General features: G+C 66.0%; 11 protein-coding genes and 1 pseudogene. 1 reads left to right on the top strand and 11 read right to left on the bottom strand.

The annotated features are described in order from the left end of the window. Window positions 1-27: 27 nt before the first annotated feature. A pseudogene (locus WG921_RS17895) lies at window positions 28-276 on the bottom strand (BapA prefix-like domain-containing protein); the annotation flags it as partial. A 535-nt stretch (window positions 277-811) separates the two neighbouring features. Between WG921_RS17895 and WG921_RS09725 the strand changes: the two are divergent. After that, on the top strand, window positions 812-1441 hold the full coding sequence (locus WG921_RS09725) for a hypothetical protein (RefSeq protein ID WP_340109034.1): 630 nt from the start codon (window positions 812-814) through the stop codon (window positions 1439-1441). Between the two features lie 102 nt (window positions 1442-1543). On the opposite strand, the gene WG921_RS09720 is transcribed toward WG921_RS09725, so the two are convergent. From WG921_RS09720 to WG921_RS09675, 10 genes are all read right to left on the bottom strand, one after another. Next, entirely contained in the window at window positions 1544-2866 is a 1323-nt protein-coding gene (locus WG921_RS09720) for an ammonium transporter (RefSeq protein ID WP_340109033.1), read from the bottom strand. 24 nt (window positions 2867-2890) lie between these two features. Continuing rightward, window positions 2891-3229, bottom strand: coding sequence for a P-II family nitrogen regulator (locus tag WG921_RS09715; protein ID WP_340109032.1), 339 nt, complete (start codon window positions 3227-3229; stop codon window positions 2891-2893). A gap of 507 nt (window positions 3230-3736) precedes the next feature. Beyond that, complete coding sequence (locus WG921_RS09710; RefSeq protein WP_340109031.1) at window positions 3737-4387, bottom strand: ATP-binding cassette domain-containing protein; 651 nt, start codon at window positions 4385-4387, stop codon at window positions 3737-3739. Continuing rightward, window positions 4384-6087, bottom strand: a complete 1704-nt coding sequence (locus WG921_RS09705) for an ABC transporter permease (RefSeq protein WP_340109030.1) — start codon at window positions 6085-6087, stop codon at window positions 4384-4386. Before WG921_RS09705 ends, WG921_RS09710 begins: the two co-directional genes overlap by 4 nt. Then, entirely contained in the window at window positions 6084-7265 is a 1182-nt protein-coding gene (locus tag WG921_RS09700; RefSeq protein ID WP_340109029.1) for an ABC transporter substrate-binding protein, read from the bottom strand. Before WG921_RS09700 ends, WG921_RS09705 begins: the two co-directional genes overlap by 4 nt. Before the next feature lie 244 nt (window positions 7266-7509). Continuing rightward, window positions 7510-8889 carry a flagellar biosynthesis protein FlgA gene (locus WG921_RS09695; RefSeq protein ID WP_340109028.1) on the bottom strand — a complete coding sequence of 460 codons (1380 nt, stop codon included), beginning with the start codon at window positions 8887-8889 and terminating at the stop codon, window positions 7510-7512. Window positions 8890-8993: 104 nt separating this feature from the next. Continuing rightward, the gene (locus WG921_RS09690) at window positions 8994-9662 is read right to left on the bottom strand and encodes a cyclase family protein (protein ID WP_340109027.1); all 669 of its coding nucleotides are present in this window, start codon (window positions 9660-9662) and stop codon (window positions 8994-8996) included. Between the two features lie 32 nt (window positions 9663-9694). Next, window positions 9695-10981, bottom strand: coding sequence for a TRAP transporter large permease (locus WG921_RS09685; RefSeq protein ID WP_340109026.1), 1287 nt, complete (start codon window positions 10979-10981; stop codon window positions 9695-9697). After that, on the bottom strand, window positions 10978-11448 hold the full coding sequence (locus WG921_RS09680; protein ID WP_340109025.1) for a TRAP transporter small permease: 471 nt from the start codon (window positions 11446-11448) through the stop codon (window positions 10978-10980). The genes WG921_RS09685 and WG921_RS09680 overlap by 4 nt, the downstream gene beginning before the upstream one ends. Continuing rightward, window positions 11445-12440 carry a TRAP transporter substrate-binding protein gene (locus tag WG921_RS09675; protein ID WP_340109024.1) on the bottom strand — a complete coding sequence of 332 codons (996 nt, stop codon included), beginning with the start codon at window positions 12438-12440 and terminating at the stop codon, window positions 11445-11447. Before WG921_RS09675 ends, WG921_RS09680 begins: the two co-directional genes overlap by 4 nt. Between the last annotated feature and the right edge of the window lie 55 nt (window positions 12441-12495).

Here is a 12495-nt window from a genome sequence, read left to right as displayed (position 1 = left end):
ATCTGCGCCGGTGAGATCGGTGAGTTCCCAGAACGCGCGATCACTGTCTTCAAAAAGGATAGTCAGGTCGTCGGGAGCTGCGAAATAATCGGCGATGCGCACAATGTCGCCGTTTCGCAGATGGATGATCAGATCTTCGCCAGCGCGCTCCGCACGCACGACGTTCGAAACGTCCGTCTCAATGGTTACTGAGCCGACATCCGTGAAACTGACCACATGCTCTTCACCAGCATTGGAAAGCGAAACGACATCGGGCGTCCGGGTTTCAACTAACATGCGAACTTGGTCAAATTACATCCACCTTACAACGGAACTGACGTGTTTTCGAAAATTTTCACAACCGGACGTAGAGCCTGCCTCTTTCATGCTCGATGGTTGAACGTATGACAAGAGGGTGCGCGGCGGGACGACCTTCCCGCCACGGTCGCCCGTTTCGGTGTAGCGGGATGGACACGGTCGCCTGGCGCGCGAGATGGTGACGGCGTTGCGGCGGCGCGCATCTTCACCCCTCTCGGAGACGCAATTCATAGCCTTCCGGGCGTGAAGATGGCGGCGCTGCGGGACGCAAGCTGAACGGCGCCATGAAGGGGCATGGCGGCCGGACGATCACAACGGTCCGCCGCTCGGGCGATGTCTGAGGGTTCGACGTTTCGCCGCGAAAGCGCATTGTCATACAAATTTTCACTTGACTCGAGAGACGCCTGCTCCGCGCCACGCTCGGCGCCAGCGCGAGCGACGGATTTTTCCAGACGGTCAGCCGCGGCGGCGTGCTATGGTGGCGGCGATCGGCTTCGATCTGGGAAGGACCACCATGAAACACCGCACGAGCCTCGCTTTCACCGCGTTCACCGCTCTGGCCTGCCTCGCCGGGACAGCCGCCGCGCAGGACGCCTCGATGAGCTTCTTCGTCACCAGCGCCAATCCGGGTCAGGGCGCGGATTTCGGCGGCGTCGAAGGGGCCGACGCCCATTGCGCGGGTCTCGCCGAGGCGGCCGGGGTCGCCGGCAAGACATGGCGCGCCTATCTCTCGACCAGCGACGAGAACGCCCGCGACCGCATCGGGACCGGCCCCTGGTTCAATGCGAAGGGCGCCGAGATCGCCGCGAGCGTCGAGGCGCTGCATGGCGACGCGAACGGCATCACCAAGGAGACCGCCCTCGACGAGTCCGGCGCCGTCGTCAACGGCCGCGGGGACAAGCCGAACCGGCACGACATTCTCACCGGCTCGCTTCCGGACGGCGCCGCCGCGGCGCAGACCTGCGAAGACTGGACCAGCAGCGGCGACGGGGCGGCGATGGTCGGGCATCATGACCGCATGGGGCTGGACGACACGCCGCCGTCGAAGTCATGGAACTCGTCGCATCCTTCCCGCGGGTGCGGCCTCGAAGCGCTTCGCAGCACCGGCGGCGACGGCCTCCTCTATTGCTTCGCCGCGGATTAGGGCCTGAGCCTCCACGCCGCGCGGTTCAAGCGCGCCGAGGCGGCGGCGCGGGAGTGGCGCGCCGCCGCCCATGCGCTCCGGCGCGGGCGTTTCCGCGCCCCGTCAGAGCAAGGCGAACTCCGGGTAAGCCTCCATTCCCAGCTCCGCCTTATCGAGACCGTCGATCTCGGCTTCCTCATCCACCCGCAATCCAATCGTCGCTTTCAACGCCATCCAGACGGCCGTTGACGCGACACACACGAACGCGCCGATAATGGCTATCGAATAGATTTGAGTGAGCAAGTTCGCCGCGTCGTTGGTGAAAACCACCGCGATGGTTCCCCAGATCCCCGCGAAAAGGTGGACCGGAATCGCGCCGACCACGTCGTCAATTTTGAACCGGTCCAGCATCGGAACCGCGAACACAACGATCACACCGCCAATCGCACCGATCAATGTGGCCTCGACAAGGGACGGAGTCAGAGGCTCCGCAGTGATGGAAACCAGTCCCGCCAGCGCCCCGTTCAAGATCATGGTGAGGTCGGGCTTCTTGTAGAGCAGCTGCGTCAGACACAAGGTCGTCACCGCCCCCGCAGCGGCGGAGATATTCGTGTTGGCGAAGATGCGGCTGATGTCGGAAACGTTGCCGGCCGTATCCATATACAGCTGCGAGCCGCCGTTGAACCCGAACCAGCCCATCCACAGAATGAATGCGCCCAGCGTGGCGAGCGCGAGGTTGGAGCCCGGGAACGGGTTGACCTTGCCGTGCCTATACTTGCCGAGGCGCGGCCCAAGTATGATCGCGCCGGTCAACGCCGCCCATCCGCCGACGGAGTGAACGACGCTCGAACCTGCGAAATCCTGAAATCCCATGGCGTCCAGGAAGCCGCCGCCCCATTTCCAGCTGGCTTGAATGGGATAGATGACGGAGGTGAGCACCACGACAAAGATCAGAAAGGGCCAGAGCTTGATCCGCTCGGCCAAGGCGCCGGAGACGATCGACGCGGCCGCCGCGCAGAACATCAATTGAAAGAAGAAATCCGCCCCGACGGAGGCGTAGGTCAAATCCGGCTGCGCTCCTTCAAGCCCCACAGGCTCCAGCGACGTGATCGAGAGCGCGCCAAGGACATTGGGAATGGTCCATGCGTCCCCCGGATACATCAGGTGGTAGCCAAGAATGTAATATGCGATCGAGGCGAGCGAAAAGAGCGAGATGTTCTTGATCAACTGCATGGCGACGTTCTTGCTACGCACCAGACCCGCCTCCAGCATCGCGAACCCCGCCGCCATGAAAAAGACCAGGAATCCAGAGACGAGGAGCATGAACGTCGTGAAGATATAGCCGGTGTCCGAATTCAGCGGAGTCGTGTCCAGGTCTTGCGCAAGGGAGGCTTGCGGAAGGAAGAGAAGAGAGGCGACAAGGCCCAACCTGATTAATCTCGTCATGCTTATTCTCCTGAAATGGGGGCGTTACAGTGCGTTTTCATTGGTTTCGCCAGTGCGCACGCGCAGCACCTCTGAGAGGTCAAGAACGAAAATCTTGCCATCGCCGATCTTGCCGGTCCGCGCGCGCGACGCGATGGTCTGAACGACGCGCTCGGCCATGTCCGCGGGGGTTGCGATTTCCAGTTTGAGCTTTGGCACGTAGCTCACGCTGTATTCAGCGCCGCGATAGACTTCGGTATGGCCCGACTGCACGCCATACCCCTTGATTTCCGAAACCATCATGCCTCGCACGCCGATTTCGGTCAGCGCCTCGCGCACATCATCAAGTTTGAATGGCTTGATCGTAGCGATAATCAGTTTCATTCCGCTTCCCTTTGAGAGTCCGCCTGGCGCGATTTGCTGCGCCACAGCATCACCCCCCGCACTGCAGCGAAAGAATGTGTCCCGATAAATCGCCGGTCATCCGCGGATATGCACAAAATTTCGTCCGCTAGAAATTTACCGCCTAATAATTGGGCGCCATATGAACACAGCGGAGCGCAAACCTGTCGCCGCGATCGGGCTTTCACCCCTGTTTTCGGGGCGCCAGCCACTGAAGATTCTCAAATCAGGGAATCAGACAAATCGAATGGGCGTTGCGCAGTCGCCGCGAATGGCGGCGCTGCGCTGCGGACGGCCGGCGTGAGAAGCAGGGCGAGCCCGGCGCCTTCGTGGACGCCTCGCGCGCCTCCATGGACTTCCCGCGAGGTCAAGCGGCGCACAGATCAGCTTCGGGACGTTCCGAAGGTCGGCGTTCTCACTCCATCCGGCGGCGCGCCATCCTCAGGCGCGCGGGCGTCACCTGGAAGGCCGCGATTGCGACCGGAGCCTTCACGGCGCCCCGAACCCTTTCAGCGCAACGACAGGCCCGCCCGCGGCGGCGGCGTCATCGGGGTCGTGCGTGACCATCAAGGTCGGAACGGCGCGGGACGTCACATGCGCGAAGGTGAATTGGCGCATCTCGTCACGCAGTTCAGGGTCGAGCTTCGAGAACGGCTCGTCCAGCAGCAGCGCCGCAGGCTCGGCCAGCAGAGTGCGCATCAGCGCGGCGCGCGCGCGTTGCCCGCCCGACAATGTGGCCGGGTCCCGCTCGTAAAGCCCCGCCAGCCCCGCATGTTGCAACGCCGCCTCCACCGCCGCGCGGCGGCGCGCGCGCCCGCGCAGGCCGGGCGGCAGACCGAAGGCCAGATTGTCGCCGACCGAAAGATGCGGAAACAGCAGCGCGTCCTGAAACATCAGCCCGATCCGCCGCGCCTCGGCGGGCAGCGCCGTCACGTCGCGCCCATTCAGGCCCACCGCGCCCGACAGGCGAAACCCGTGCGCCAGGTGCCCGCCGATGGCGTCGAGCAGCGTGGATTTCCCCACTCCCGACGGCCCCATCACCGTGACGACGTCGCCCGCCGCGACATGCAGCGTCAACGGCTGGAACAGCGCCGCGCCATTGGCCGGCCAGATGCAGAGCGCGTCGAGGTCAAGGCTCATGTGGCGACTCCGGACAGACCGCGGCGGTTACGGTGCAGGATCGCAGGGATCATGACCGCCGCAAGATAGGCGGCGAAGGGCAGCGCGGCCTGAAGCGTCCCGTATACCCCCGTCACGCGGCGATCGGACCCGGAAGACAGGGTCACCGCCTCGGTGGTCAGGGTCGCGACGCGGCCCCCGCCCATGAACAGGGTCGGCAGGTATTGCGCCACGGAGACCGCCACGCCGATGGCGGTGGCGGTCAGGATCGGGCGCAGCAGCACCGGCAGCTTGACCGCCCATAACCTGCGCCCCGGCCCCGCCCCGAGCGCGGCGGCGGCGCGGATCATGCGCGGGTCCAGCGCGCGCCAAGGGTCCGACAGGGCGATCATCATATAGGGAAAGACGAACAGCGCCTGCGCCCAGGTCACCGCCCAGATCCCGCTCGACAGGCCGATCTGCAGAAACCCGACATTCAGCCCGTAGAGAAACCCGATCTGCGGGATCAGCAGCGGCAGATAGATCAGCGCCTCGGCCCAGGGCGCGCGGCTTCTGCGGGCGCGATCCTCGCCCTCGAGCCAGGCGATCGCCAGCGCGAGCGACAGACCGACCGTCGCCCCCGCCAGGAGAAGCGTATTCGCCAGCGTCCGCATCCAGCCGCTCTGCGCGCCCGTCCAGGGTTTCAGCGACCAGCTCTCCGGCAGAATCTGCGGAAAGGACCACCGCCACGCCAGCGACCAGACCAGAAGCGACACCATCGCCAGCGCCCCTATCGCCATCATCGCAGCCACAACCGCGCTGGCCGCCCAGAGCCCCGGCTCCGCCGACAGCCCGCGCCCGCCGCGCCTGAGCCACCAGCGGCCCAGCCTCTTGCCCAGGGCCTCCGCGCCGATCAGCGCCGCCACCGCAAGAGCCACGATCACCGCTTGCAGGACGGCCCCCGCCGAGGCGGGCAGGATCATCGTCGGATCTGGGTCGCCGAACCAGCGCGTCACCGCCACCGCCAGCGTTGGCGGGTTCGACGGGCCAAGGATGATCGCCATGTCCACGACCGACAGCGCATAGGCAAGCACCACCCAGACCGGCAGCCGGATCAGCGGCCAGACCTGCGGCATGATGATCTTGATCCAGACGATCCCGCGGCCATAGCCAAGCGCGCGCCCCGCCGCCATGTGGCGCGCCACGGGAATCTGGCTGAGCGCCGAGAGGATCACCAGCAAGAAAAACGGCGTCTCCTTGACCATCAACCCGAGCGTCAGGGCGAAGCCCCAGCCGTCATTGACCGTGGCGATGTCCGGCGGCCGGTCCCACCCCGCCAGCGGCGCCAGCATACGCGCGAGCCAGCCCGACGGGGCCAGGACAAAGGCCAACCCCACCGCCATCGCCGCATGGGGGATCGCCAGAAAGGGCGTCAGCATCCGCCCGCCCGCCGAAGGCGTTATCCTGGCGTGAACCGCGGCGCAGAAACCGGTCGCCAGCACCAGAGACAGCAAGGTCGAGCCAAGCCCGGTGACGAGCGTCAGGCGCAGGCTGGTGGCGAACCCCGGCAGACCGGCCAGATCCCGCCACGGCGCCAGCGACGCCGCGTCCCGCCCCAACGCGGGCAGGATGTCGAACGCGGCGCGCCCCGTCTGCCAGAGGCCGGCGATGATGGGGGCGATCAGGCCGAGCCCGACCACCGCCAGCACGGCCGCGCGCAGCAGGCGGCCATCCCGGTTCATTTGATGTAACGCCGCGCCCATTCCTCGGTTAGCCGGATCATCCAGCTGGCGTGAGGCTCCAGCAGCGTGGGGCCGAGTTCGTCCAGCGTCGGCAGCGCCGGAGCGGTCGGCAGGGCGGCGAACGCCGCCTTGGCGGCGGCGTCGAGCCGTGACGGGTCCAGCACCGAGAACGACCCCAGAACCTCGATATTCTGCATATGAGCCTGCGTCGCCGGATCGAGCAGGAAATTCGCCACGACTTCCGCCCCTTCGGCGTTGGCGGCGTTGTAGGGAATGGCGACAAAGCTGACATTGCCGATGCTGCCGCCTTCCGGCACGAACACGCGCGCCGTTTCGGGCAGGAGACCATCCGCGATGGCGGCGGCGGTCGAGGCCGGATCGAAGGACATGGCGATGTCGACCTCGCCATCGTTCAGCAATTGTTGCTGCACCGACTGGTTTTCAGGGTAGGTTTCGCCGCCGCGCCACAAGTTCGGGCGCAGCGCGTCGTACCAGTCCCAGAGCGGAGCGGTCGCCGCGGCGAACGCGGCCTCAGTGACGGGCTGCTGCATGATCGCCGCGTCCGGAGCCAGTTCGATCAGCGCCTGCTTGAGGAATGTCGCTCCCATGAAGTTCGACGGATCGGGATGCGTGAACCGCCCCGGATTGGCCGCCGCCCATTTCGCGAAAGCCGCCATGCTGCGCGGCGGCTCGGCGACGCGCGCCGAATCGTACGTGAAGACGAACCGCGCCAGCCGCCAGGGGCTTTCCATGCCCTCCACCGGCACGGTGAAATCGACCGAGGCGGGCGAGGTCGGCCCCAGGTCGAGATATTTCGCGTTCGGCAGATCGGCCACGAAAGGCCCATGGAGCAGGCCCTGCTCCTTCATCGCCAGAAAGTTCGGCCCGTTGATCCAGATCAGATCCACGCTGCCGCCCTCATCCTGACCGGCGGCCTTTTCAGAAATCACACGGGTCACCGCCTCGGCGGTGTTGCTCAGCTTGGCCTGTTCGACGCGGACGCCATATAGCGCCTCGGTCTGCTCGCCCACCCAGGCGATGAAGGCGTTCGTGCGCGCATCGCCGCCCCAGGCGTTCCAATAGACGGTCTGGCCGCGCGCGGCGTCCAGGGTCTGCGACCAGTCGGCCATAGCCGGAGGTGCGAGCAGAGACAGGGCGAGGATGAGAGGAAGTTTCATGAGATCTCCTATATCTGGCGAAAGGGCCCTTGAGCAATGACGGCCTCGCCGGGGGCGCCGCGCCGAGGCGTGACGGGAAGAGAGGGAACGCTGTCGGTCATGGCGGCGCCTGTCGGCTGTGTCGTCGGCTCCGTTTTCGGATCATCCGGCGCCAGCGACAAGCATGGCGCGCGCAGTCTCGACATCTAGCGGACGGCGCCGCCCTGCTCTCCCCCGCGCCGGAGGCGCGGGCGGCCAGCCGGATTCAGCCGGCGAACAAGGCGTCCTGCTCGGCGCGCATTTTCCAGAGGGCCGACCCGGCCGGCGGCTCGACCATGGCGCCGGTGACCGTCACGCCCTCCGGGATATCGACCCGCGCTCTGGCTCCCGGCAGGAGATAGAGCGGCACGGCGTTATTGGCGCCGAGCGGTTGCGCCGGCGTCATCTCCGCGGTCAGGCCGTTGACCTCATGGCGCCAGCCAAGTTCGAATAGCGCACCCGCTTCGATGGGGGCTTGGGTCCGCGCGCTCAGGTCGATCCGTGGGCGCACATTCTCTCCGGCGGTGGATTTGCCCGACCGGCAGGCCGACAGGATCGACATCGGCGCTTCGGCGCCAAGCAGATGCACGATATTGCTGATCAGGAAACGCTCGCCGTCGGCGCTCGCCGGGATGCCCTTTTCCCGAAAGAGGCGCCCGGTCGCCGGGTCGGGCGCATTGGCGACGACGAAGACTCCGCCGGCGAAGCTCATCTCGTCAGGCCGGCGCAGACAGTTGAAGATATCGAGAATTCCCGGTTCATCGAGAAGCCCGCCTGCGGCGACCGGGGCGAACACGTCAGGCAATTCCAACGCGCGCGCCACCGGCGCGTGCAGGGCCGGCCGGCCGGGGGGAAGGCCGGTGGCGTTGGCGACAATCGTCATTTCGCAAAGATCGGGCGTCGTCCGCCGCCAGAAGTCTCGCAGCAGTTCGGACCGCGCGTCGACGATGCGCGCGGCGCCGCGCCCCTCCGCGCGCCAGAGCTCCGCGAAATCCGGCGCGGCGAGCGTGCGGCCATGGGCGCTGATCTCACCCGCCGCCGGATCGTAGACGAAATCGTATTCGCTGGCCTTCCCCGCCGCCACGATCTCCAGGCCAAGCAGGCGGCACCAGGCCACCAGGCCGATAAGCAGGCTCGGCTGATCGCCATCCGCCGGGGTGTAGACCAATCCCGCCGCCCGCGCGCGATGCGCGAGGAGCGGGCCGACCACGCTTTCGGCCTCCTTGGTCACCATCACCACATGCTTGCCCCCTGAAAGGCCAAGCTCGGCGATGACGGCGGCGGCTTCCGGGATCCCCGTCGCCTCGACGATCACATCGACAGGCAACTCCACCGCGATCGCGGCGTCCGGAATCACGAGCGCATCGCCCGCCTCGAAGGCGGCGCGCGCCGCGCTCACGGTCTCGCACACCTTGACGCCGTGAACCCCGGCCGCCGCGAACGCCTGGATCGCCCGCTCGATGTCGACGTCGCAGACGACGCGCACATCCATGCCGGGCGCGAGGCGCATTTGCGAGATGAAGCTGCGGCCGAATTCGCCGGCGCCGATCAGCGCGGCTTCAATCCGGCGCGCTCCGACCGGGCCCAGAAGCGTGTCGAGATGCATAAGTCGTTTCCTTCCGAAACCTGTGATCAGTTCGTGTGAGCGTCATGTTCAGCCGGGCGGCCCGGCGGGAGAAATGAACGCGCGGGGGCTTCGCCGTCCGTCCTTCAGTCGTCCTCCACCGCGATGACGCGGGCGGGGTAGCCATCCGAGTCCGGCAATTTGAGCGGCAAGGCGTAGAGCGTGGTGCGGTCGCCCTTCAAGGCTCCGAAATTGCATGTGTATTCGATGAGGATGACGCCGTTCCGCAGCAGCACGTCATGGCTGACGAAGTCCCGCATCGGCGCGGTCTCGCCATCGAGCAGAAGGCGGATCGGGTAGTCTTGCGGGAAATCCGGCGCCAGGGCCCGGATCTTCTTTTCGAGAAGCCACTCGCAGGCCCCGCGCGAAAGATAGGGCGAGTCGGTCCAGAATTCGCGGGTGTGGAGAGAGCGCTTCTCATCCCACCGCGTCTTGAGCAGCACGATATCGCCATCGCGCACATGGGCGCCCGCTTTGGAGAGGTGCTCCCGGGTGATCTCCGTATTCGGTTCGATATCGGAGATATCGATGATCGCCGCGTCGCCGCAGGTGGCCTCGAGCGGCGTGGCCGAGGTCGTCGGGCCGTCGGGCATGATGTGGCGGGCCGCGTCGATATGCGTATAGCCGTGCACGACGAGATTGAGCTGAGTGACCTGGAAAGCGTCGCCCTTGGCGAAATCGCTTCTCAGGCTGCGCTCCATCGGCCAGCGGAAATGCGGCTCGATGGTTACGGACAGGTCCACAATACGCGACATTACGATGTTTCCTTCTCAGAGCTTTTGCGGGCTCATTGCCCGCTCACGAAATTTGGCAGCCACAAGGTGACCGCGGGAACGTAGGTGACGAGGCCGAGCACAGCCAGGAGAACGCCGATGAACGGGAATGACTGACGCACCACTTCCCCCGGCGGCGTCTCCCCCATGGCCGAGACCATGTATATGAGATAGCCGACCGGAGGCGTGCAGAGCCCGATCATCAGGTTCAACACCGTCATGACGCCGAACTGAACCGTGTCCATGCCGATGGCCTGCGCCAGCGGCAGGAAGATCGGCACGACGATGACCAGCGCCGCGAGCGGGTCCAGAAACATGCCGATCGCAAGGAACAGCACATTGATCAGGAGAAGCACCAGCCAATCCGGGGCGCCAAGCCCGGAGATCGCGGCGGCGAACTGGCGGCTGATCCCCTGATCGGCGATGATCCAGCCGAAGATCGACGACGCGCCGAGAATGACCATGATCGAAGCCGTGCCATGCGCGGCGTTGACCAGCGCGCCGCCGAACTGCGACGCGTTCAGCTCGCCGAACAGGAAAACACCGATGAACACGATGTAGACGACCGCGATCGCGCCCGCCTCGGTCGCGGTGAAAACGCCGCCGCGAATGCCGCCGACGATGATCACGGGAGCGAGGATCGCGAACGCGGCGCGGCCCGTCGCCCGAAAGACCTGCGGCCGGGTCGCCCTCGGCTCCCGCGGCAGATCCAGCGCCCCCGCCCGCATCCAGGCGACCACGCCGAGGCCGAAGGCGAGCAGAAGCCCGGGGATGATCCCGGCGAGGAACATCGCGCCGACCGAGGCGCTGGCCAGCACCGCATAGAGGATCATCGGAATCGACGGAGGAATGACCGGCCCAAGGATCGACGCGCACATGATGAGCGCCGCCGAAAAGCCGGCGGGATAGCCGGCGCGCTTCATGGCCCGGATCAGCACCGACCCGACTGCCGCCGCATCGGCCACCGCCGAGCCCGACACGCCGGCCATGACCAGAGACGAGAAGATCCCGACCTGGGCCAGTCCGCCGCGGAGATGGCCGACGAGCGAGCGCGCGAAGGCGAGAATCCGGTCGGTCACGCCCGACGCCGTCATCAGTTCGCCGGCGAGGAAAAAGAGCGCGATGGCCAGAAGCGCGAAAGAATCCATGCCCTGGACGAAAAGCTGCGGCACCAGCGCCAGCGGCAGCTCCGGCCGCACGACGAGCAGGGTCACGAGCGACGCCGACAAGAGCGAGAAGACAAGCGGCACGCCGACGCACGCAAGGATGAGCATCGTGCCCAGAAGCAGCAGCAGGGTCATTCCCCCGGCTCCGATTCCGGTTCGGGCCAGACCAGCGCCGCAAGCGAGAGCAGGATCCAGAACGAGCAGCCGACCACCACCGACCAGTAGAGATACTGGACCGAAACGCCGAGCGCGGTGAAACGGTCATAGGCGGTGATCTCGATCAGATCGAGGGCCCGCCAGGCGAGAAACCCCAGCAACCCGACGCCCAGCATCGTCGCGAACAGCCTCAACGCCCGCGCGACGCGCGGCGGGGCGGCGGCGGGCAGAAAATCGATCGACATATGCCGGGTGCGCGAGGCGGCGATGAGCACCAGCCACACGAACAGGAGCCGGGTCAGCTCCTCGCTCCAGGGCAGCCCGGCGCCAAAAAGGTACCGCGCCGCGACGCGCGTCGCGGCGACGACGAGGATGACGGCGAGCAGCCCCGCCGCGGCCCAATCCAGGCCGCGGCGCAGAACTCTGACGAACGCGGCTGGATTCACCGCGCCGCGCCGATGGCTTTGACGATCTCGTCGCCATGCTCATCGATATAGGTCTGCGAAACCGTGTCGAACACCGCATCGCGGAACGGAGCGATATCGATGTCTTCGAGCACCTCGACGCCCGCGGCGCGGATTTCGGCGAGGCCGTCCGCATCCTGAGCGCGGTTCAACTCACGCTGATAGTGGGCCGCTTCGCGCGCCGCGACGACCAGCGCGTTCTGCTGGTCCGCCGTCAGGCTCTTGAACCTGGCGAGATTCATGGAGACGACGGAGACGGTGTACGCATGCCCCGTCATCGACATGTGGCTCTGCACCTCCTGGAAGCGGTTCGAGCGGATGATGTTGACCGGGTTCTCCTGCCCGTCGACCGTGCCCGTCTCCAGCGCGAGATAAACCTCGGTGAACGCCATCGGCGTCGGAGACGCGCCCCAGATCTCGAACGCCTGCACATGGGCCGGATTCGGCGTGGTCCGGATCTTGAGCCCCTTGAGGTCGTCCGGCGTCCTGATCGCGCGCTTGCTGTTGGTGATGTTCCGGAAGCCGATCTCCCAGAACGCCAGCCCCTTCATGCGGTTCTGCTCCAGCTCCTTCAGAAGGCCGTCGCCGATATCTCCGTCAACGACCTTGTAGGCGTGCTCGTACGACTCAAAGATATAGGGAAGATCGAGCACGTTCAGCTTTGGCGCGAACCGCGTGTAGAACGGGTTTCCGGTCTGCGCGATGTCGATCGTCCCGAGGCGCACCCCTTCGAGGAGCGCCGGATCGTTGCCAAGCTCTCCGGCGGGATGGACGCTGATCCTGATCTCCCCGCCCGTCAGTTCCGCGACCCGCTCGGCGAAATGCTCCGCCGCGACGTGGTGCGTATCGCTGGTGGGCTGCGTATGGGCGAAACGCAAGGTGGTCTCGGCCATCGCCGGGGCGCCAACCGCGAAAGCCGTCATTGCGAGCAGCCCTGCGAGACAGCCGGTTTTCCTGAAGCTCTTCATGGTCATTTTCTCCCTCGGTGATCACTGTCGACGTGGAGTGGATGGTCATGCGCGCCAAGCG

Origin of the sequence: Paludibacillus litoralis, assembly GCF_037646705.1 — a bacterium.
Classification (GTDB): Bacteria; Pseudomonadota; Alphaproteobacteria; order Rhodobacterales; family Rhodobacteraceae; genus Pikeienuella; species Pikeienuella litoralis.
This window is presented reverse-complemented; position numbering and strand designations above follow the sequence as displayed.

What these genes read in the sequence shown, in the direction of transcription:
- WG921_RS09725 (WP_340109034.1), top strand. Translation starts at nt 812, where the DNA reads ATGAAACACCGCACGAGCCTCGCTTTCACCGCGTTCACCGCTCTGGCC.
- WG921_RS09695 (WP_340109028.1), bottom strand. Translation starts at nt 8,889, where the DNA reads ATGCATCTCGACACGCTTCTGGGCCCGGTCGGAGCGCGCCGGATTGAA.
- WG921_RS09690 (WP_340109027.1), bottom strand. Translation starts at nt 9,662, where the DNA reads ATGTCGCGTATTGTGGACCTGTCCGTAACCATCGAGCCGCATTTCCGC.
- WG921_RS09705 (WP_340109030.1), bottom strand. Translation starts at nt 6,087, where the DNA reads ATGAACCGGGATGGCCGCCTGCTGCGCGCGGCCGTGCTGGCGGTGGTC.
- WG921_RS09715 (WP_340109032.1), bottom strand. Translation starts at nt 3,229, where the DNA reads ATGAAACTGATTATCGCTACGATCAAGCCATTCAAACTTGATGATGTG.
- WG921_RS09710 (WP_340109031.1), bottom strand. Translation starts at nt 4,387, where the DNA reads ATGAGCCTTGACCTCGACGCGCTCTGCATCTGGCCGGCCAATGGCGCG.
- WG921_RS09685 (WP_340109026.1), bottom strand. Translation starts at nt 10,981, where the DNA reads ATGACCCTGCTGCTGCTTCTGGGCACGATGCTCATCCTTGCGTGCGTC.
- WG921_RS09720 (WP_340109033.1), bottom strand. Translation starts at nt 2,866, where the DNA reads ATGACGAGATTAATCAGGTTGGGCCTTGTCGCCTCTCTTCTCTTCCTT.
- WG921_RS09700 (WP_340109029.1), bottom strand. Translation starts at nt 7,265, where the DNA reads ATGAAACTTCCTCTCATCCTCGCCCTGTCTCTGCTCGCACCTCCGGCT.
- WG921_RS09675 (WP_340109024.1), bottom strand. Translation starts at nt 12,440, where the DNA reads ATGACCATGAAGAGCTTCAGGAAAACCGGCTGTCTCGCAGGGCTGCTC.